Below are 20,938 nucleotides of genomic sequence, written 5' to 3'. Positions count from 1 at the left end.
GGTCTCCGTTTAGACTGCGTCGGGCTGGTTTTCAGGGCGGGCTGCATCAAACGGCGCAAGGGCCAAGCAACGCGCTTCGATGTCGGTGAGGCGGGTGAAAGGGGCCATGTCCAGCCCCCAGCGGTGCGCGTTATAAAGCTGCGGGATCAGGCAGATATCGGCAAAGGTCGGCCTATCGCCAAAACAGAACGGCGTGTCAGGGTCAATCAGGGCTTGGAATGCGGTCAACCCTTCGGCCATCCAATGCAGCATCCAGTCGGTGCAGTCTTGCTGGTTATGCCCCATGTCCTTGAGGCGCTTCATCACGCGCAGGTTATTGACAGGGTGCACATCGCTTGCCAGCACCAGTGCAGCGGCCAACATCCGCGCCCGCATCGGGGCATCCCCGGGCAACAGGCCCGGGTCCGGGGCGATTGCATCAAGATAATCCATGATCGCCAGCGACTGGGTCAGCACGAGGCCCTCATCGGTCGCCAGCGTTGGGACCGCGCGTTGCGGGTTCAGCGCAGCATACTCTGCACGGGCCTGTTCATCGGTCACAAGGTTTACAGGCACCGTGTCAAACACCACCCCCTTGAGATGCAGCGCGATACGGACGCGGTAGGACGTGGTCGAGCGCCAATAGCAATAGAGCTTCATTTCTTGCCCGGTGTGCCGTCGAATTTCTTTTCAAGCGAGGTCCAGCAGTCAATGTAGGTGTCTTGCAGCGGGGCCTCTTGACCAGCGAATTGGGTCAGATGCTGTGGGAAACGGGTTTCGAACATGAACGACATGGTCTGGTCCAGCTTGTCGGGGCCAAGGTTGGCGTTCGACGCCTTTTCAAAGGCCTCCATGTCCGGCCCATGCGGCAGCATCATATTATGCAACGACACGCCCCCCGGCGCAAAGCCATTCGGTTTCGCATCATACTGGCCATAGATATTGCCCATCAGCTCGGACATGACGTTCTTGTGGTACCACGGCGGGCGGAAGGTATCTTCGGCCACCAGCCAGCGTTCACGGAACAGCACAAAGTCGATGTTGGCGACACCGGGTTGCCCACCGGGCGCGGTCAGCACCGTGAAAATCGACGGGTCAGGATGGTCGAACAGGATTGCGCCGACCGGGCAATAGGTGCGCAGGTCGTATTTGCTCGGCGCGTAGTTGCCGTGCCATGCGACAATGTCCAAGGGGCTGTGGCCGATCTTGGTTTCATGGAACTGGCCGCACCATTTGACGGTGACGGTGGATGGCGTCTCACGGTCCTCAAAAGCGGCGACGGGTGTCTTGAAATCACGCGGGTTGGCCAGACAGTTCGCGCCAATCGGCCCGCGGTCCGGCAAATCAAACTTCGCCCCATAGTTTTCACAGACAAAGCCACGGCAGGGCCCCTCAAGCACCTCGACCCGATAGACCAGCCCGCGCGGAATGATGGCGATCTCCTTGGGTTCAATATCGATGATCCCAAGCTCGGTGGCAAAGCGCAGACGCCCCTCTTGCGGCACCACCAGCAGCTCGCTGTCAGCGGAATAGAAATAGGCGTCTTTCATGCTTTCGGTCACCAGATAGACATGTGACGCCATGCCCACTTGGGTGTTCACATCGCCTGCTGTCGTCATCGTCCGCATGCCCGTCAGCCACGTCAGCGGTGCATCCGAATGCGGCAGCGGATCCCAACGGTATTGACCGAGCGATGTGATGTCTTCCTGAACATGCGGCGCTGTCTTCCAATAAGGCAGATCAATGCGCGTGAACCGCGCCGTGTGCTTGACCGACGGACGGATGCGATAGCACCACGTCCGCTCTGGCCGTGGTTGGGTGAAAGCCGTGCCGGACAGTTGTTCGGCATAAAGCCCGTAGTTCACCTTTTGGGGCGAGTTCATGCCTTGTGGCAGCACACCGGGCAGCGCCTCGGTCTCAAAATCATTGGCCCAGCCGGACATATAGCCAGGTGTCGTGCTGGCCCCGTCCGATTGGATCAGGTCATGGGGTTGTATCTTGGTCATGTGGCATCTCCTTTCGCGGCAGCAAAGGCCTGTGTCAGGACGTTTCTGTCGCCAATATGATTGGCTAGGATCAGGATCAAACGGGCGTTCAACGCGCTGCTTTGCGCCGCGTCCAGCCCGTTATGCAGGTCGATCAGTTCGGCATAAAAGGCGTCGTGATCCGGAATGTTGGGATCAAGGTTCAGATCGGTCATTGCACGCCCCCCATTGCGGTTATTATCGCCGATTTGATGCTTGGCACATCGGCAGTGGCCCAACGTGCGGCGACATGTTGATCAGGGCGGATCAGGTAGATGGCACTGGGCGCATCGCCCAAATACCGCGCCGCCAGTTCGGGTGAGGCGTCGGCAATGTGCAAAGATGTCGTTCCGGCAACATCCGGCGCATCTGCGCCGATCGACAGCACGGTAAAGCCAGCCGTCAAGTGATCAAGCAAATAGCCGTTCCCGACAGGGGCATCCGGACAGGGCGCGCCGGGGCGGGTGCGATCCGGGCCTTGCAGATCGTCTGCGCCATTCAGCGGTGAGCCGTCGTAGACGCTGGGCACGCTCAGCCGTCCGGAATTGATCAACGGGCGGGCAAAGGCATGGGTTTTCGCCAAATCGAGCACCGCATTGCGGAAGGTTTTGGAAATATCTGATTTGGGGGTCAGAAAATCCGTCGCGCGGCTGGAGTTCAGGATATTCTCATCCGCCGCAAGCACACGTTCACTGTCATAGCTGTCCAGCAAGGTATCGGATGCGCCATTTAACACCGCCGCCAGTTTCCAGCCCAGATTATCGGCATCCTGCACACCGGAATTCGCGCCCCGCGCCCCAAAGGGCGACACCTGATGCGCCGCGTCGCCCGCAAAAATCACGCGGCCATGGCGGAACTTTTCCATCCGCCGGCACTGGAAGGTATAAATCGAACACCAATTGAGTTCGTATTCCACCCCCTCCCCCAGCATCTGATCAACGCGGGCGCGGATGTTTTCAGGCTTCAATTCCTTCTCGCGGTCGATGTCCCAGCCAAGCTGAAAGTCGATGCGCCAGATATCATCGGGCTGTTTATGCAGCAGGGCACTGTCGCCGGATTTGAACCAAGGCTCGAACCAGAACCAGCGCTCGGTGGGGAAATCGGCCGTCATTTTGACATCGGCGATCAGGAAATTGTCCTCGAACACGCGCCCCTCAAAGGCGAGGCCCATCATATCGCGCAACGGCGAGCGCGCGCCGTCGCAGGCGACAAGATAGTCGGCTGCGATTTGATAGGGGCCTTCGGGGGTCATCAGGTCCAGCAGCAGGTGGTCACCCATGTCGGTGACGGCATCGACACGGTTTTTGCCGCGAATATCCATCGGCTGTCCGTCTGCTTGTGCACGTCGAACCGCCTCGACCTGAAACTTTTCAAACTGGGTTTGCGGCAGGTTGATAAAGGCAGGATTGCGGTGGCCGCTTTCCGGCAGAAGGTCGAATTCAAAAACCTCATCGCGGTCACGGAACACGCGGCCCTTGTTCCAGACGACGCCTTTTTCGACCATGGGCGCGCCCGCGCCGAGGCGGTGCATGACCTCTAGCGTGCGTTTGGCGAAACAGATGGCGCGTGATCCCTGCCCCACCCCTTCGTGATCGTCCAGAACAAGGGCGGGTGTGCCGCGTCGGGCCAGATCGAGCGCCAATGTCAGGCCCACAGGCCCCCCGCCGACGATCACAACCGGATGGCGCACAGGGGTGGCTGCATCCTGATCGGCACTGCGCGCGTAGGGGTACAGCTGAAACGCAAGTGGATAGCGGTCGCGCAGCGGGGCGTTCATGACTGAAGCGCCTCCCACATCGCGATATCACGTTCGGCGGTCCAGATGCGCGGGTGGTCGATGCCGCGCGCCTCGTCATAGGCGCGGGCTACGTTAAACGGTAGGCAGTGTTCGTAGATGGCGTAGTCTTTGAATTTTGGATCACAGGCGGCGCGTACGGCGTCCCATGCCTCTTTCAAAGTCCCACCACGGGCGGCGACCTGTGCCACGGGCAGATAGGTGCTGTCGACAAAATCCCGTGTCGCGGCAAGGGCCGCATCCACCATTTCGACCCCGATCAGTGCGTCGCCACGGCCCGGTGCGATGCTTTGCGGGTTGTAGGCTTTCACAGCGTCAAGTGTGGCCCCCCATTCGCGGAAATAGCCGTCGCCGCAATAGCAGGCGGAATGGTATTCGACGATATCACCGGTAAACATGGTTTGCGCATCCGGCACCCAAACGATGCTGTCGCCAGCAGTATGAGCGCGGCCGATCTGCTTGATCTCAACCCGGCGGTTACCAAGGTAGACGGTCATCGAATCGCTAAACGTCGTTGTGGGATAGGTAAGCCCGGGAATGCTCTCGTGCCCCTCGAACAGACGCGGGAACCGTTGGAATTCGCTGTCCCAATCTTCTTGCCCGCGTTCTTCGACCATGCCGCGTGCCGCATCGGACATGATGATCTGATCGGCACCAAAGGCGCTCGCGCCAAGAACCCGCACCGCGTGATAATGGGTCAGCACGACATGGGAAATAGGCTTGTCTGTCACGCTGCGCACGCATTCGATGACCTTATTGGCCAAACGGGGCGTGGCCTGCGCTTCGACGATCATAACACTTTCGTCGCCAATAATGACGCCGGAATTCGGATCGCCCTCGGCGGTAAAGGCATAAAGTCCCGGACCGATCTTGGTAAATGAAATTTCCTTTTCGGTCATGTCACCTTGTGACGCGAATGCCTTGGCCATGATTCTCTCCCTGAAGATCGTTGCATTTGCAACAAGTTAATCGTTGCATCTGCAACAAATGTCAATATCCTGCGACAAAATTCGTGAGAGTGCCCCTATGAACAGCCGCTTCCGCTTGTCGGATTTTCTTCCCTATCGCCTTGCAGTCATATCCGAGCGGATCAGCAACAGGCTGTCGGTCGACTATGCAGCGTCGCATGATCTGAGCGTGGCGGAATGGCGGGTTCTGGTGCACCTGCAACATTGCGGCGTGGTGTCTGTCCGCGATATCCAGCACTTTACGAATCTTGAGAAATCCCGCGTCAGCCGCGCTGTCGGAAGGTTGGAAAAGGCGGGGCTGGTGGAAAAACACAGCAGCACAAATGACGCGCGACTGATCGAAATTATACTTACGCAGACAGGGAGAGACGCGATCAAGGCCCTGCTGACGGATGCCACGCAGACCGAAGCGCGCCTTTTGAAAGACGTGCCACCGGCGGATATGGCGGCGTTCTACCGCGTCATTGACCATTTCCACAGCGTCTTGGACGATGACCCAAAGGCCAAGGCGATGCCGAAACCGCCGCTTGATAGCGCATAGGCGTTACCACGCCTTTGGCACCTAAGACGCGGAATTTCCTTGTTCGATCAATTCGTTCAGGTTTTGCGTGAACCGCTGAAGAAAGTCGCAGAAAACGGCCACTTCGTCCGGATCAAAGCCTTTCATCAGAAAATTGTTCTGAACCGTTGCCGCCTGCAAAATCTTGTCGTGCAGTGCGCGGCCTGTCGGGCTGAGCGTGAGGCCGCGGCTGCGCCCGTTTGCATGAAGTTCGCCCAGCTTGATCAATTCACTCTTGGTCAGGCGACTGACACTGCGACTGACGGTCCCTTTATCCACACCAATTGTGCTTGCCGCTTCGGCGGACGTCACACCCGGCGTGCGCGCCAGCAACAAAAGCATGCGCCAATCCACGGTCCCCAAACCGAAATTGTCGCTGAAGTAATTGGACGCCCCTTCGGTAAACTTGTTGGCCGCAAAGGACATCAGCATCGCAGGCGTGCGCGAAATACTGAGCGTTTGAAACGTCTCACCCGTATTCGGGTCTTCGACATCAACGAAATACATGTCCGTGCCCATCGGGCCTTTGGTTAGATCATCCATAGGTCCCTCATACTGCGTTGCGGCATGTAAGCCAACGGCCTGCATCGGCCAAAGTACGGTGTTGCACATGCAACTTTATGTTGCTCGTGCAACTTATATCCGCTACCATTTTTGTATTCCACCGCAGAATCGAGGTGGATCGGAGGAAATGTAGGAGCCTTTTTAAAGCATTAGCGTTCAGCAGCGGCGATTCGCCCTTGATGCCCGCAAGTGCCACAAGATCGCACCGAACTAGGGAGAGAGAATTATGCTTGATATGGGCATGACAATCGGCGGCCTTCAGGTCGCCGGACAAGAGAGTTTTGCCGTGATGAACCCGGCAACAGGTGAGGTCATCGGCAGTGTCGCAAACGCCAGCCTTGATGAACTGGATCGCGCCGTCAGCGCCGCCAAAGCGGCCTATCCGGCTTGGTCGGCATTGCCTTATGCGGAACGTCAGAAGACGCTGAATGCACTGGCCGACGCGATGGAGGCGCGCGCCGGTGAACTGGCCGAGCTTTTGACACGTGAAAACGGCAAGCCTTTGGCGGGCATCGGGTCCCATTTTGAGTTGGGCGGAGCCGTTGCCTGGACCAGATACACTGCCGCACTTGAAATGCCTGTGAAGGTCCTGCAGGACAACGAAGAAGGTCGCGTTGAACTGCACCGCAAGTCTTTGGGCGTTGTCGGATCCATCCTGCCATGGAACTGGCCCGTCATCATTGCGATCTGGCACATTATGCCAGCCTTGCTTGCCGGCAATACCGTGGTGGTGAAACCATCGCCGTTTACGCCGCTGTCCACCATGCTTGCCGTGCAGATCATGAACCAGATCCTGCCCGCAGGTGTTCTGAATGTCGTCACATCCGACGATCAGGGTGCCAGCATCGGGGCCGCGATGGCCCAGCACCCTGACATCCGCAAGATCGTGTTCACCGGATCGACAGCGACCGGCGAAAAGGTCATGCAGGGTGCCGCAACGACAATGAAGCGTCTCACGCTGGAACTGGGTGGCAACGACGCGGGCATCGTCCTGCCAGATGTCGACCCCAAGGCGATTGCCGAGGGTTTGTTCTGGGGCGCATTTATCAATACCGGGCAGACCTGCGCCGCGATGAAGCGCGTCTACGTACACGAAGATGTCCACGATGCGGTTGTCGCGGAACTCGTCAATGTTGCCAAAAACATGCCGATGGGCAATGGCATGGACGAGGGCGTGCTGATGGGTCCGCTGACGACACCGTTCCAGCACGAAAAAGTTGCGCGTCTGGTTGAATCTGCGGCGCAGGTCGGCACTGTCCAACTGGGCGGCAAATCGGGTGAGGGCCAGTTCCACGAGACCACGATTGTCACCGATCTGCCCGACGACCATCCGCTGGTGACCGAAGAGCAATTCGGTCCCGCTGTGCCGGTGATGCGTTACCGCGATATCGAGGACGCGCTGGAGCGCGCGAACGCCTCGGATGCTGGGCTTGGTGGGTCGATCTGGACCAATGATATGGACAAGGCCAAATCACTGGCGCTGCGCATGGAAGCTGGTTCTGTCTGGATCAACAAGCATGGTGCGTTGCAACCCAATGCCCCCTTCGGCGGCGTGAAGAAATCCGGCATCGGCGTCGAATTCGGCGACGAGGGCCTGATGGAAAACACCGATATTCAGGTCATTCTTCAGTAACCAGCGCGTACTGCATCACGGTCCTGCCCGCCCCCCGCACTTGACGGGCCGGACCACTGATGCCTGCGAAACAGGATAAAACCCATGAAAAAACTTACCAAATTCACAGCCCGAAGCGGTGCTTGCGCTGCCCTCGCGCTTGTTTGCGCCACCAGCGCTGTCGCGCGCGAACCCGGCGTACTGCCAACCATTCCGCCCGGGGCCAGCATGGGCGTGCCAATTGCAGGCCCGACACCGGTTGACGGCATTTTCGTCAGTAGCCGGTCGGGGCTAAGCGATCAGACTTTCTATGATGACGACGGTAACGAGACGCCCACCGAGTTGACGATCCGCGACACCGTTCTGCAATTCGCGATTGTGCCGGGCCAACAGGTGCTTGGCGGCGAATATCGCGCGTTCCTGACAGTGCCTTTTATCGACGTCGAAGGGGAAAATATCGCGACACCGTTCGGCCCTGTGGATGCCGAAAACTCCGGTGTCGGGTCGATGGAAATCCGGCCTATCGACATCGCGTGGGAGATCACACCCGGTGCGTTCCTGAATGCAGGTGTCAGCTTTCATACGCCGACCGGTTGGGATGCGGCGGAACTGGTCAATCCGGGCCAGAACTTCTGGACCATTTCGCCCAGCGTTGGCTACAGCTATTTGCGCGACGGCTGGAACGCCTCGGCGCATCTTTTGTATTTTGCCAATCTGGAAAATGAAGACAACGGCTACACCTCCGGCGACGAGGTCATGCTGAACCTGACCGCAATGAAAGACGTGGGCAATGATTTCAGCGCCGGTGCCGTAGGCTATTGGCGCCAACAGATCACCGATGATGAAAACCCTGACGCGGCTTATGGCGGATTTGTTGCAGAACGCAGCGCATCTGCCGGTGTCGGGTTGTCGGTGACCAAGCAACTGGGGCCGGTCAATTTGAACGCAATGTACACAACCGATGTGCTTGTCGAGAATACAGGCGGCGGCGACCGGTTTTGGTTCAACGTGATCGTCCCGATCGCCGTTTTTGGCCAGTGACCCGCAGGTAGATACAAACCACGCCGGGGCGGCCTGACCGCCCCGTCTTATCCCTCTCTTCTTGTAGCAACAGGAAAAATGCCATGACAATCCAGTCCATTGATCCCCCCCGCGAAAGAACAGCGCGCGTGTCCAAACCAGTCATCTTGTGGGCCGTGCTTTGTGTGGCGCTGGCCTTTTACAGCTTTCTGGTCTGGGAGGCAGGTTTCAAACTGCTGCCGCAAAACTACGACCCAAGCCATCAACAGCTGTTCGACGAGGTCGAGGCGGCGGGCAACCAAGGTGTGCCTTATTCCGAAATCGCCGAGAAGGCGCAGGAAGCCTATCCTTTGTGGAACAACCTGACTGCGATGGTCACTGGCACCTATTTCGGCTTCGGCAGCAACGGCAACTCCGATCCGGTGCGCTATTACGACAGCATGGCGCCGGTCGAGAAGTCAGCGCTGAGCCTGCACATGGTTCTGGGCGGTGCGGTGCTGATCCTTGGCATGTTCCAGTTCACCCCGTCCTTTCGCAAGAAACATCGAAAAGCACACCGCGCCATCGGCGGGGCCTATATCTTGGCACTATTTGCGATGTGTTTTGCTGCGATTTATCACATGGTGCATACAGGCATTGAAAACACCTATCAGGGGTTTGCGTTCCATATTCAGCTGTGGTTCCTCGCGCTCAGCACGATTATCGCACAGGTCCTCGCGATCGTGTTCATCAAGAAACGCAACTTTCCGCTGCACCTTGGCTTTCAGATCTATACGTTCGCGGCCTTCTTGAATGCGCCGATCCAGCGCTATGACTGGGCCGTCTTGGGATGGGTCTATCCGCATCTGACGCAAGGTGAGGTCAATAACCTCGTCAATATCCTGACCTTCTGGCAGTGTCTGCTGATTGGCTATGCGCTTTTCGCGTGGAACCGGTCGACCGCACCCGTCCGCCCCAAGCCGGTCGAGGTCGCACCACATCCGGTTGGCCTGCAGGTCTTTTTGGGTCTCGCGACTGTCGCAGCGGTCCTGACTGTTCTGGCCAGCTATCTGACCGGTACGGGGCTCAGCGGCTGGACCGTTGCACAGGACGTTGCCCCCGCGACTACATTGGCAGCCGAAGCGGCGCTTTATGCAGGTAGATATGTGCAAACAGCAGGTTTCGGTATTTTGATCGCGGCGGCCATCGTGTCGGGCATGTGGTTGATGATGCGCGATGGTACATCAACACTGGCGCGAAACATCTTTTACGTCAGCGCGGTCCTGGCCGGCCTGCAACAGATCGCCTGGGGCGAGCAGTTGGGCGAACCCAGCATGGCGGTGACGTCAGGTGGCGGTTTCTATATCGTCTCTGGTCTGTCCCTGACCGCCTTTGCATTGCTTGCGCTCTATTTCCAAAGCCGCGGCCGCGAAAACCTCTGGCACGAGGTCATGATTTTTGCCGTGAACTTTGCCTTTGCGCCTGCACTGATCGTCTGGGGCCATGGGCTTTGGTACTTGCTGGATGTTGTCCCGACCTACTACGCAGACCGCGGCCACGGCTACGTGCTGGCTGCAGGTGCCGCGATCCTGACGCCGACGTTCAACGGCTTCATCGGCATGATGACCAGCCGCGAAACCCAGTCGCGGGTCATTTCCTGAAGCGCGCATGAAACCCACAGCGGGGCCGATAAATCGGCTCCGCTGTCGCAAAAGGTTGGAGGGGATAAAGATGCTTCGGACACATTTGGATCACTGGCCTGCGGGTCTGCCCAGAACACTGCCACCCGCCACCCATACGCTGGATGACAATCTGCGCGCAGCGGCGGCGGCCGTGCCTGACAAACCGGCGCTGGTCTTCTACGGTGCGACAAAGACTTATGCGGCTCTTGACGCTGAGGTGACCCAGATTGCGGGCTACTTGCAAAAGGTCTGCAATGTCGCAAAGGGCGACAGGGTCGGCATCTATATGCAAAACGCGCCGCAGTTTGTGGCGGCTTTCTATGGCGTGATCCGTGCAGGCGGCGTTGCTGTTCCAATCAATGCCATGCACAAGCAGGATGAAGTTACCTATATCTGCAAGGATGCGGGCATACGCACCGTTTTTGCTGCGCAAGACACAGTCGGCACCGCCGCCCCTTTGATAGGGACTGGCGTCTTGGACCACGTGATGACAGCCTATTACGGATCAGAGCTGCCTGCTTCGCCATTGGTTCCGGTGCCTGATTTCCCGTCGACCAAAGCAACAGACCCCATGACCGGCGTCGTCGACTGGACCGAGATGATGGCGATGGAGTGCCCTTTCGCGCCTGTAGCACTTGCCGTGGATGACGTGGCGATCATGCCCTATACATCCGGATCGACCGGACGTGGCAAAGGCTGCATCCATACGCATGCCACTGCGCTGCACGCTGTCAATGTCATGGCCAGCTGGTTTCACTATACCGGAGACGAGGTCCATCTGGGCGCAACCCCGATGTTCCATATCGTCGGCATGCAAGGGATCATGAACGCCGCCATCGCCACGCAAGCGACGATTGTGATCATGTCCCGCTGGGATCGCAACGCCGCCGCCGGTCTGATTGCGGCCTATGGCGTGTCCGTCTGGTGCACCGTTCCCACAGCGATCATCGATCTGCTGAATGCCGAAGGTCTGAAAGCGGAAGACCTTGCCAGCCTGGACCTGATCTATGGTGGTGGCAGCGCGATGCCTGATGCGGTGGCTGGCAGGTTGCGCGATCTGACCGGACTGCAATTCGTCGAAGTCTATGGCATGACGGAAGCCATGGGGCCGATTACGCACAATAGTGCCGAGAATCCCAAGACCGGCAGCGTCGGCATGCCTGTGATGGACACCGATCTGGCCCTGCTTGACCCTGATACTTTGGCACCCGTGCCCGCTGGCGACGTCGGTGAAATTGTTGTGTCGGGCCCGCAGATGTTGCGCGGCTACTGGAATAACCCAGATGCCGACCAAGAGACCTTCATCACGCTTGAAGGCAAACGGTTCTTGCGGACGGGCGATCTTGCGCAGGCCGATGAGCAAGGCCGGATTACCATCGTTGATCGGCTGAAACGCATGGTGAATGCCTCGGGCTATAAGGTCTGGCCTGCAGAGGTCGAAAGCCGCCTCTATCAGCACCCCGCTATCGCCGAAGTCTGTGTGGTCGGCGCCCCAGATGCCTATCGCGGCCAGACCGTGAAAGCCGTGGCCGTCCTCAAAACAGGCACAACGCTCACAGCAGAAGACCTGACCGCTTGGGCGCAAGACCATATGGCGGCTTACAAGGTCCCGCGTTTACTTGAAGTGGTGGACAGCCTTCCCAAAAGCCCCGCGGGCAAAGTGCTTTGGCGCACACTGCAAGACAACGAAGATGCAAAGGTAAATACATGACTGACGCCGTGATCCTGTCCACAGCTCGCACTGGGCTTGCCAAAAGCTTTCGCGGATCGTTGAATGCCACCCATGGGGCGGCACTGGGTGCCCATGTGATCAAGCACGCCGTCACGCGCGCAGGTCTGGCAGAGGACCAGATCGAGGATGTGATCCTTGGGTGCGGCTTTCCCGAAGGGGCCACCGGCATGAACATCGCACGGCAATCGGCCTTGCGGGGCGGCCTGCCCGTTAGCGTACCAGGGCAAACAGTGAACCGGTTCTGCGCATCGGGACTACAGGCCATCGCCATGGGCCATGCAGCGGTGCGGCTGGGCGAAGCCTCTGCCGTGGTCGCAGGCGGGGTCGAGAGCATCTCCATGGTTCAGCCGGTCCTGAACACCAACGCGCTGCAAGATGCGTGGCTGGCAGAACACAAACCTGCCGTTTACATGGAAATGATCGAGACCGCCGATATTGTGGCCGCCCGCTACGGGATCAGCCGCGATGCGCAAGACGCGTTTGCCCTGCAAAGCCAGCAGCGCACTGCCGCGGCCCAGCAAGCGGGTCTGTTCGATGCGGAAATCGTGCCGATGGAGACAGTGATGACGGTCAAGGACCGCAATACCGGCGCTGTCAGCCAAAAGGCCGTGACCGTGACACGCGATGAATGCAACCGCCCCGATACCACATTGGAAGATCTTGCTGGTCTGAGCCCGATAAATGGCCCCGATCTATTTGTAACAGCCGGCAACGCCTCGCAATTGTCCGACGGAGCTTCGGCCTGTGTGGTGGTGTCAGAAGCCGTGGCAGCTTCTTCCGATGCCACACCACTGGGCGCGCTGCGCGGTTTTGCCGTGGCGGGCTGCGAGCCAGATGAAATGGGCATCGGTCCGGTGTTCGCGATCCCCAAACTGTTGCGCAGGGCCGGGCTGCGGGTGTCGGATATCGATCTGTGGGAAATCAACGAGGCTTTCGCCAGCCAGGCGATCTACTGCGCGCAGAAGCTCGAAATTGACCCGGACAAACTGAACGTCAACGGTGGTTCTATCTCCGTTGGCCATCCCTTCGGTATGACTGGCGCACGTCTGACAGGCCATTTGTTGCTGGAAGGGCGCCGCAGAGGTGCAAAATACGGTATTGTCAGCATGTGTATTGCCGGTGGCATGGGCGCGGCTGGTCTTTTTGAAATCTTCTGATCACACAGGCAGCCGGTCGGACTGACCTGCGTAAAAGAAACAAAAGTCACGGCTGATATCCAAAGAAACTGCGTAATCCAGATGACAGGGCTGTCCGGTGTTGCGGCGCAAGAAGGGGATAGACAATATCCTTGTTTCTAAGCAATCTTTGTCACCGCCAAGGAAGCGCGGCCAGATCAAGATCGCCCGACAGGCGTTAGGTCGTCGAATGCGATGCCGGTGTTGTCTTCAAATTCCTTCTCATCCCAGAAACCGATCAGAATGCCCCCTTCGGCGGCCTTTTTCTGTCGCGCCAAGACGGCAGGCGTCGCTGTGATCCGCGTGTGATGGCGCGTGGCCCAATCCAGCAAAGCCGCCTCCATACGGGTGCGGACGGCGGTATGATCAGGGTCTTCAGATGCGCCCAAATCGGTCAGTTCGTGCGGATCAGAGTGCAGATCAAACAAAACCGGCCGAAAGCCTTCGCAGCGGATGTATTTCCAGCGCCCATCAAAGATCATTGTTGTATGGGCATGTTCCTGCGGTTGATCCAACAGACGGGCCATATCAGACCAATGATAGTCGTGCTGACTGATGGCATAGGTCCGCGAAAAGCCCCCTGCCCCATGTAAGATCGGCGTCAGGTCGCGGCCTTCGATCACGTGGGGTTTCGGCGGGCAGCCAAGCGCGTTCATGAATGTCGGCGCCAAGTCGATCATCTCGACAAGCGCGTCTGACACAAGTCCGCGCGTCGCCTCCGCGCCCGTGCGCGGATCGGCTATGATCAGCGGTACTTTTACGGCCATCTCGTGATAGAAATCCTTATCACCCATCCAATGGTCGCCCATGTAGTCACCGTGATCCGAGGTGAAGGCGATGATCGTATTCTCGCTCAGGCCCGCCTTATCCATCCATGCAAACAGGCGACCCAGATTATCGTCGAGTTGTTTAATGAGCCCCATGTAGGCAGGGATCACGTGCTCGCGTACCGCGTCACGCGCGAAGCTTTGGCAAACCCGCGCCTTGAGGTAGGCCTGCATAAGGGGGTGATCGGTGTCATGCTCTGCCGCGGAACGGATTGGCGGCACGATATGACTTTCGTCATACATGTCATGATAAGGCGCAGGCACGATATAGGGCCAATGCGGCTTGATGTAGCTGAGGTGGCACATCCACGGCCGCCCATCTTCCTGGGCCTGTTCCATGAAAGCGATGGCGCGGTCGGTCATATAGGCGGTTTCCGAATGCTCCTCTGGGACATTCGCGGCAAGACGGGAATTCTTCAAAAGCCACGCTGACAGCAAGTCGCCATCCTCTCCGACGCCCGAGTTTGCAAAGTCTTCCCAAGGATTGTCAGATGCATAGCCATGCGACACAAGATAGTCATCATAGGCGGACCAGTTTTGCCGTGCGCTGTCGGGGTGAAGGCCGTCGTCACGCTCGAACGGTTCGAACCCGCATTCGGACACGCGCACCCCGATTTCGCTGGCTGGATCAATGCCAAGCCAAGCCATCCCTTCGGCGTCTGCCGTCATGTGGGTCTTGCCAACAACAACGGCACGTGCCCCGACCTCGCGCAAATGGTCGCCTAACGTCGGCTCTCCGACGCGCAAAGGCATACCGTTCCATGTGGATCCGTGACTGCGCACATAGCGCCCGGTATAAGCCGACATCCGCGACGGGCCACAGACTGGTGACTGCACATAGGCATTCGTGAAACGCACGCCGCGGGCGGCCAGTGCATCAATATGGGGGGTGTGCAAATGCGGGTGGCCATAACAGCTGAGGTAATCGAACCGAAGCTGGTCTGCCATAATCCACAGGACGTTGGGGCGGTCGGTCATTATGCGTCCTCTTGTGTTTTCCGGCTCGCCAGAAGTTCGGTTGTAGGGATCCGCAAAAACTCTTCCAGCCGGTCGAGAAACCCTGCAAAGGCGCGAATTTCCTCTTGGGAAAAAACGTCCCGAAGTGCGGCGCGGCGTTGGGCCATGACGGGGGCGGCACGGTCATAGGCCGCACGGCCCGATTCTGTCAGTGCGACAACGGTTTGGCGGCCGTCCCGTGTGTCTTTGTGCATCGTAACATAGCCTTTTTTGCGCATATCCGGCAGGGCACGGCTGAGCAGGGAATGGTCCGCCCGCTGGATCGCAGCAAGGTCGCGTATTGTCAAAGGTCCGGCCTCTGCCAAATCCCAAAGCGTGCGCCATTCCACGACGGACAGGCCGCCTGCGATATCAAGGAAATTGCGGCTTTGCGTGCGGGACGCGGCATAGACGGCAGGCAGACGTGCAAAGATGTTGAACCCTTCCCGCTCCATACGGGCCCGTATCTGCTCGGCGTCCACTTTCAGATGTTCCGTCATAGGCTGTCCTCCCTTGGGTTCCATAATGGGGAAAAAAAATTACGTGACAAGTCATATATTTTCTGCAAGCCTAGATTTAGGCCAGCCAGTTTTGGCCTGCGCGTCTTTGGAGGAAGGTGCGGGAACAAGGGAGGATATCATGATCAAAACTGCAATCTTTGGTGTGTCCGTTGCGCTTGCGCCACTGGCGGCATCTGCTCAGGCGACCCTGACCGCAGAAACGACCACACCGGGGTCAACACCCCACTACATCGACACAACTTTGGCCGCGATCCTTGATAGCGCGGGGGTTGCCACGGTGCAGATTACCGAAGGTGCGACGCTGACCAATTCGGTTCAGGCCGTTGCTCAGGGGCAGTTAGACATGGCGCCTGCACCTCTGATCCTGCCGTTTCTTTTGTCACGCGGCATCGGTCCATATAGTGGTGTTGGCGCCGAAGATGGCGCCGAGATGGCAGGCAATCTACGCGTCTTGTTCTGGAACTCTGGCTCAGCCCAGATTTTCGCGTATTACAACAATAATCCCATCGAAGATATTCGCTCTCTTGATGGATTGCGTATCTGGAACGGCCCGCCACGGGGCGCAGCACTGACATCTGGACGGGCGATGATCCAACTGTTGTCCGGCGCAAAGGACGGTGAGGATTACGAAGGCATTCAGACACCCTGGCCTGACACTGTGTCGGCCATCACCGGCGGTGGCGTAGATGCATGGACCATCCCTGAAGGCCTGCCATCCGGTCGCGAAATCGCAATTGCAGCCGCAGGCGGGATCACGATGCACGACGTGCCGTCGGATCTTTTGGCCAGCGAATTGGGCCAACAAATCCTCGCGGCACCGGGCCATGCGCCCTATTCTGTTCCGGTTGAGGCGTTCCGGGCCGCTTATGCAGGGAATGACATCACGATTGTCACCGACGATGATACCTTTGACAGCTTCGCCACGGCTTTTGGCCAGATCGTGAATGCGGCAATGGATGAAGAGCTCGCCTATCAGATCACGAAAGCCTACCTTGAAGGCGAGCAGCGCTTTATCGAAGGATCGCCGCGCGGACCGTTCGCGATGCTCAGCTTTGGCGATATCGATGGTGTGTCCCAAGGTGCCTGCGGCGCTGTGCAGATCAAAATGCACGAAGGCGCGATCCGTGCCTTTGAAGAGGCCGGCCATAGCGTCGCCGATTGTCTACGCCCCTAAAATCTGATCACGGAAAGGCCGGCGCTTCGGCCTTTCCCATATGGAGGCTCAAACCGTGACGTCGCAGTCGACCAATCTGCCTCTTGGCCGCCGCATCGCCGTATCCCTCGCCTTGGTCTTGGTGTTCTTTGGAATGTTGAACACCATGCCCGAGATCCCGGGGCTTCAGGACTGGGCGCGTGATCTGACGGGGCGGCAATTTTTCAGGGTATCAAACTTCCCGCCGGAATACTTCTATCCGCCGATCTTCCTTCTGATGATGACAATTGTGGCACTCGATGCCTCGGTCTATCAGGCGTGGCGTGCAGACAAGCCCCATCTTGCGTGGCTTGGTTTCTTGCTGGACGCGGGACTATTGCTTGCGGCCTTTCTGGCAGCCTTTGGATACCTCGTTGAAATCGATTCCGTCTGCCTGATTGATCAGATCACAGGCGAACGCGCCCGCCTCATTCAGGACGCCGCTGAACGCTCGGCCGGTGTTATCCCCGGAATGTCCTTTGAGGCGGAAGTGCCTGCCTGTCAGGCCCGCTTCGGGGTGTGGATCATTCCCCTGTTGTTCACCATCATAACGCTGTTTTTCCTTTACAACATCCGTGTCTGGGGCCTGCCCTTGGTGGCCGTCGCCAGTATCGTGGTGCTTTACACAGTTGGCACGACCCTGATCTGGATCTTTGATCTGTCGGACAACAATTTCCTGCTGACCAAACTGGGGGCCGACGGCGGGGATGTGACTGCGGCGGCGATCCAGAAAGCCACAAACGTCTTTGTCACACCCGACGGGTTCATGGGCCGTTTCATGGATATCGTGGTCAATCAGGTCTTTCCCTATGTGGTTCTTGGCGCGCTTTTCGGCACGTCAGCGGGGGGCACATCATTGATCAAGCTTGCCGTGCGCGCAACGCGCAACCTGCGCGGCGGTCCGGCCCATGCGGCCATCGTGTCCTCGGCCATGTTCGGCACGATCACCGGCGGGCCGGTCACCAATGTGCTGTCCACCGGACGGCTGACGATCCCGATGATGCGGCGCAACGGGTTTTCAAAAGAGTTTGCAGGTGGCGTCGAGGCGGCGGCATCCTCCGGCGGGCAGATCATGCCGCCGGTTATGGGGGTTGCAGCCTTCGTGCTGGTGGCGCTGACGGCGGTACCCTACACCAAAGTCATCACGGCGGCTTTCCTGCCTGCGATGTTCTTTTTCTTCTCTATCTTTCTGGCAGTAATGTTTCAGGCCCGCCGCGAGCGTGTGGTGGCCGTCGGTGAGGTCCCCGCGGACCTTGTGATGGACAGGCAGGACTGGCTGAACCTGATCATCATTGTGTTGCCTATCCTCACAATCCTGTTCCTTCTTCTGGGCAGCAAGGACGCCAGCGGCAGCGGATGGATCGGGGCAATCTTGCCCGATGCGGTCACGCGCACGATCATCAATTCCACAGGGGATGCCGTATCCGCCGGTTGGTGGGCAGTTGCGGTGCTGATCCCGCTGCTGCTGCTTGACCCTGAAACCCGCGCGAAACCGTCCAAGATATTGGCATCACTGGCCGACGGGGGGCTGTTGATTTCAAGGCTCTTCCTGCTGCTTTTTGCTGTGTCGATCATTTCCGCATTCCTGAATGAAAGTGGTCTGACCGGAGAACTGACCCGCGCTGTCACTTCGTGGCTGGAACAGGTCCAGAGCATCCGTCTCTTCGGGTATGAGATGCAGATCGTCGGCGGCGTCTATCTGATGCTGGCCCTGACCTGTGCAATGCTCTGCGCGATCGTGCTGGGCATGGGCATGCCGACGGTACCTGCCTATGTGAATGTCGCCTTGTTGCTCGGGCCCTTGCTTGCCAACCTTGGCGTCAGCTTTTTCACCGCGCATATGTTCGTCTTCTACTTCGCCGTAGCGTCCGCGATCACGCCGCCCGTGGCGGTCGCGGCTTTTGCAGCCGCCTCCATCACCGGAGCCGAGCCGATGCGCACCGGCGTTGCGGCCGTGCGCGTGGGCATTGTAATGTTCACGATCCCCTTCATCTTTGCATGGTACCCCGAACTTTTGCTGATCCCCGAAGCGGTCACAATCACCGACGAGTCGGGGGCCAAAGCCCTGATCGAAGGCTATAGCGGCGAGGTCGACATCGCGGCGCTGGCAGCGCTCTCCGCCCGACTGATCCTTGCGCTGTATCTCGTGGCGTCGGCCTTGGCACGGTATGACCGTGGCCCGATTGGGTCTGTAGAGATCGCGGCCCGCCTTGGTCTGGCCGTCCTGATCATGTGGAAAACAGAACCGGTTATGTGGTTTGGCATCTGCGCCGGACTGGCCGTGATCGTGCTGCACAATATTCTTTCACGGCGAGCCCATCAACGCGCGACAGCATGAATTCGCATTCCGTCTTGCGGTGAACCTCGGTCCAATACGCGAAATACATAGGAATTGGGGGCATCTCGTCCCATGGAAGCGAAGACAGTTGAACGACACTCATTGGGTGCGCTCGTGATTTAGGCCACTCTTTGAATCGCCCGCAAAACAAAAGACGTCTGTGTCCTATTGGCCGCTCCGAGCTGATTTAGCATGCATTTGGAGAATGGTCGTAACGGCGCGGTTCGTGCGTTCATCGACGCGGGGATAAGGCGTTTTGACGACGCCCAGTTGCACGCGTGCCATCCCGAGCCCCTCCAGCAGTGCGATAAAGTCTTCCGCGATATCCATTGCATCGGTCGTATCGGATAAGACTCTATGCGTTTGTGCGGTTCTGAACATCTTGGCGAGATCCCTCTGCGTACGGCGATGGGCTGCATTAAAGAAGGTCCGCCCAATGTCTGGGTTCCCGCGCGCTTCTTCGTGGATGACGCGCGCGAATTGCATCGTGTCAGAACGGTTCAAAAACGTAAGCAGTTTGGTACCGTATTTCGTGAGCGCATCGCGCAGTTCTTCAAGAGTCTCGGTCTTGGGCGGCGTCGCTTCGCGGAACTTTTCCGCTTCCGCTTCGGTGACACAGCGCAAAATATCACCCATATTTTTGAAGTGGCGATAGATCGTTGCCTTTGAAACGGCCGCCTCACGCGCGAGCAGCTCAGTCGATACTTTCTCGAAGCCATGTTCAAAGAATAGTCGCCTTGCAGCGCTTAAAATCCGTTCTTGTGGAGTTTGTTTGCTCATATTTCGAACTTAGATGATCGTTTGCAAAAGAAAAGGTACTGACCAGTACTCTTTTGCCTTGCGATTTACAATCTATGCCCTAAGTACCGACCAGTACTCAGACTGGACCCATCTCATGAAGCTCATATTTCCCTTTGTCGCAGCATTCGTCTTGGCTGCTCCCTTGAACGCACAAGAGACTGAGGTGCTGACCCCGTCAGGCGACCCAGCCCCCATCCGTGCAGTGAAATTGATCCCCGCAGGTGGCGACGCTGTACAAAACGAACGCATTTTCTTTGGCCAGGTCGCGGCACTTGAAACTGTGGATTTATCTTTTGAAGTCGGTGGGCGCTTAACCATGTTTGAAGCCCGAGAGGGTCAGTTTGTGGAGAAGGGTGTCCAGATCGCCGCATTGGATCTCGCACCTTTTGAGCGTGCTGTTGAGCGCGCTACGCTTGAGTTGGCACAAGCCGAACGCGACCTGACACGGGCGCAAACGCTGGTGCAATCCAACGCCGCCTCGGAAACACAGGCTGAAAACGCCGAAACAGTACGTGATTTAGCCGCTGTGTCCTTGCGTGAAGCCACGGACGCGCTTGATGACGCCCGCTTGGCCGCCCCGTTTCGCGCCCTTGTCGCGTCACGGCTGACCCCAAATTTTGCCAATGTCGCGCCAGGCCAACCGATTGTACGGTTGCATGATATGTCAGAAGTCCGTGTTGAAATTGATGTCCCCGAACGGTTGTTTCAGAGCCTTTCGAACGTGGGTGAGATCAGCTTTGTCGGGACATCGCCCTTGTTTGACAGCGAAGTGCCTTTGGTCCTGCGCGAGTTTAACGCAGAGACACAGAATATTGGTCAAAGCTACCGCGTGACACTCGCCTTGCCTTCGGACGAGGTCCAACCGGCGATCATTCCCGGGGCATCAATGACCGTTGCAGCGCGTCTGTCCGCCGGTGCAGCCGGTGCAATCACCTTGCCGCCGTCCGCTGTTTCAATCGGCGCAGATGGTGCGCGGGTTATGCTCTATACCCCCGCTGAGGATGGGCAAAGTGGCACAGTGGATTGGCACAGTGTAGATGTGTCTTCGCTCGATGGCACCGAGATCACCGTCACCGGGATTGATCCTGCGGCATTGATCGTCGGCGCGGGCATTCAGATGCTGCGGGCAGGCGATACAGTCCGTCCCTTCACTGGTCTGAGTGTGGAGTAACGG

General features: G+C 58.2%; 18 protein-coding genes. 9 read left to right on the top strand and 9 right to left on the bottom strand.

Features of this window, described 5'->3' with window-relative positions; translation table 11 throughout:
- Positions 1-9: 9 nt before the first annotated feature.
- Genes maiA through B0B09_RS01720 form a run of 5 tightly spaced genes read right to left on the bottom strand, consistent with a single transcriptional unit; the run spans position 10 to position 4,727 of the window.
- Positions 10-639, bottom strand: coding sequence for a maleylacetoacetate isomerase (gene maiA / locus B0B09_RS01740; RefSeq protein ID WP_076658115.1), 630 nt, complete (start codon positions 637-639; stop codon positions 10-12).
- Positions 636-1,985 carry a homogentisate 1,2-dioxygenase gene (gene hmgA, locus B0B09_RS01735; RefSeq protein ID WP_076658114.1) on the bottom strand — a complete coding sequence of 450 codons (1,350 nt, stop codon included), beginning with the start codon at positions 1,983-1,985 and terminating at the stop codon, positions 636-638. The genes maiA and hmgA overlap by 4 nt, the downstream gene beginning before the upstream one ends.
- Positions 1,982-2,179, bottom strand: coding sequence for a DUF2783 domain-containing protein (locus B0B09_RS01730; protein WP_076658113.1), 198 nt, complete (start codon positions 2,177-2,179; stop codon positions 1,982-1,984). The genes hmgA and B0B09_RS01730 overlap by 4 nt, the downstream gene beginning before the upstream one ends.
- On the bottom strand, positions 2,176-3,780 hold the full coding sequence (locus B0B09_RS01725; protein WP_076658112.1) for an FAD-dependent oxidoreductase: 1,605 nt from the start codon (positions 3,778-3,780) through the stop codon (positions 2,176-2,178). Before B0B09_RS01725 ends, B0B09_RS01730 begins: the two co-directional genes overlap by 4 nt.
- Positions 3,777-4,727: an MBL fold metallo-hydrolase gene (locus B0B09_RS01720; RefSeq protein WP_076658111.1), complete on the bottom strand. Its 951-nt coding sequence runs from the start codon at positions 4,725-4,727 to the stop codon at positions 3,777-3,779. The genes B0B09_RS01725 and B0B09_RS01720 overlap by 4 nt, the downstream gene beginning before the upstream one ends.
- A gap of 97 nt (positions 4,728-4,824) precedes the next feature.
- Here B0B09_RS01720 and B0B09_RS01715 point away from each other — a divergent pair, with 97 nt between their 5' ends.
- On the top strand, positions 4,825-5,307 hold the full coding sequence (locus tag B0B09_RS01715; RefSeq protein WP_076658110.1) for a MarR family winged helix-turn-helix transcriptional regulator: 483 nt from the start codon (positions 4,825-4,827) through the stop codon (positions 5,305-5,307).
- A 21-nt stretch (positions 5,308-5,328) separates the two neighbouring features.
- Here the strand turns inward: B0B09_RS01715 and B0B09_RS01710 are convergent, their stop codons facing one another.
- On the bottom strand, positions 5,329-5,868 hold the full coding sequence (locus B0B09_RS01710; RefSeq protein WP_165689278.1) for a MarR family winged helix-turn-helix transcriptional regulator: 540 nt from the start codon (positions 5,866-5,868) through the stop codon (positions 5,329-5,331).
- Between the two features lie 247 nt (positions 5,869-6,115).
- On the opposite strand from B0B09_RS01710, the gene B0B09_RS01705 reads away from it, so the two are divergent.
- The 5 genes from B0B09_RS01705 (at position 6,116) to B0B09_RS01685 (ending at position 13,071) form a co-directional block, all read left to right on the top strand.
- Entirely contained in the window at positions 6,116-7,522 is a 1,407-nt protein-coding gene (locus B0B09_RS01705; RefSeq protein WP_076658108.1) for an aldehyde dehydrogenase family protein, read from the top strand.
- Between the two features lie 84 nt (positions 7,523-7,606).
- Positions 7,607-8,542, top strand: a complete 936-nt coding sequence (locus B0B09_RS01700; protein WP_076658107.1) for a SphA family protein — start codon at positions 7,607-7,609, stop codon at positions 8,540-8,542.
- 83 nt (positions 8,543-8,625) lie between these two features.
- Positions 8,626-10,161, top strand: coding sequence for a DUF2306 domain-containing protein (locus B0B09_RS01695; protein ID WP_076658106.1), 1,536 nt, complete (start codon positions 8,626-8,628; stop codon positions 10,159-10,161).
- 70 nt (positions 10,162-10,231) lie between these two features.
- A complete protein-coding gene (locus B0B09_RS01690; protein ID WP_076658105.1) occupies positions 10,232-11,893 on the top strand; it encodes an AMP-binding protein in 1,662 nt (553 codons plus the stop codon).
- Entirely contained in the window at positions 11,890-13,071 is a 1,182-nt protein-coding gene (locus B0B09_RS01685; protein ID WP_076658104.1) for an acetyl-CoA C-acyltransferase, read from the top strand. The genes B0B09_RS01690 and B0B09_RS01685 overlap by 4 nt, the downstream gene beginning before the upstream one ends.
- A gap of 176 nt (positions 13,072-13,247) precedes the next feature.
- Here B0B09_RS01685 and B0B09_RS01680 read toward each other — a convergent pair whose 3' ends face one another.
- Positions 13,248-14,894 (bottom strand): sulfatase-like hydrolase/transferase, encoded by a 1,647-nt coding sequence (locus tag B0B09_RS01680; RefSeq protein ID WP_076658103.1) that lies wholly within the window; start codon positions 14,892-14,894, stop codon positions 13,248-13,250.
- Positions 14,894-15,412: a MarR family winged helix-turn-helix transcriptional regulator gene (locus B0B09_RS01675; RefSeq protein WP_076658102.1), complete on the bottom strand. Its 519-nt coding sequence runs from the start codon at positions 15,410-15,412 to the stop codon at positions 14,894-14,896. The genes B0B09_RS01680 and B0B09_RS01675 overlap by 1 nt, the downstream gene beginning before the upstream one ends.
- A 139-nt stretch (positions 15,413-15,551) precedes the next feature.
- Here B0B09_RS01675 and B0B09_RS01670 point away from each other — a divergent pair, with 139 nt between their 5' ends.
- Complete coding sequence (locus B0B09_RS01670; protein ID WP_076658101.1) at positions 15,552-16,607, top strand: TAXI family TRAP transporter solute-binding subunit; 1,056 nt, start codon at positions 15,552-15,554, stop codon at positions 16,605-16,607.
- Positions 16,608-16,647: 40 nt separating this feature from the next.
- Entirely contained in the window at positions 16,648-18,963 is a 2,316-nt protein-coding gene (locus tag B0B09_RS01665) for a TRAP transporter permease (RefSeq protein WP_076658100.1), read from the top strand.
- A 165-nt stretch (positions 18,964-19,128) separates the two neighbouring features.
- Here the strand turns inward: B0B09_RS01665 and B0B09_RS01660 are convergent, their stop codons facing one another.
- Positions 19,129-19,743, bottom strand: coding sequence for a TetR/AcrR family transcriptional regulator (locus B0B09_RS01660; protein WP_076658099.1), 615 nt, complete (start codon positions 19,741-19,743; stop codon positions 19,129-19,131).
- 115 nt (positions 19,744-19,858) lie between these two features.
- On the opposite strand from B0B09_RS01660, the gene B0B09_RS01655 reads away from it, so the two are divergent.
- Positions 19,859-20,935 carry an efflux RND transporter periplasmic adaptor subunit gene (locus B0B09_RS01655; protein ID WP_076658098.1) on the top strand — a complete coding sequence of 359 codons (1,077 nt, stop codon included), beginning with the start codon at positions 19,859-19,861 and terminating at the stop codon, positions 20,933-20,935.
- The last annotated feature ends 3 nt before the right edge of the window (positions 20,936-20,938 follow it).

Source organism: Yoonia rosea, from assembly GCF_900156505.1.
GTDB classification, from domain to species: domain Bacteria; phylum Pseudomonadota; class Alphaproteobacteria; order Rhodobacterales; family Rhodobacteraceae; genus Yoonia; species Yoonia rosea.
This window is presented reverse-complemented; position numbering and strand designations above follow the sequence as displayed.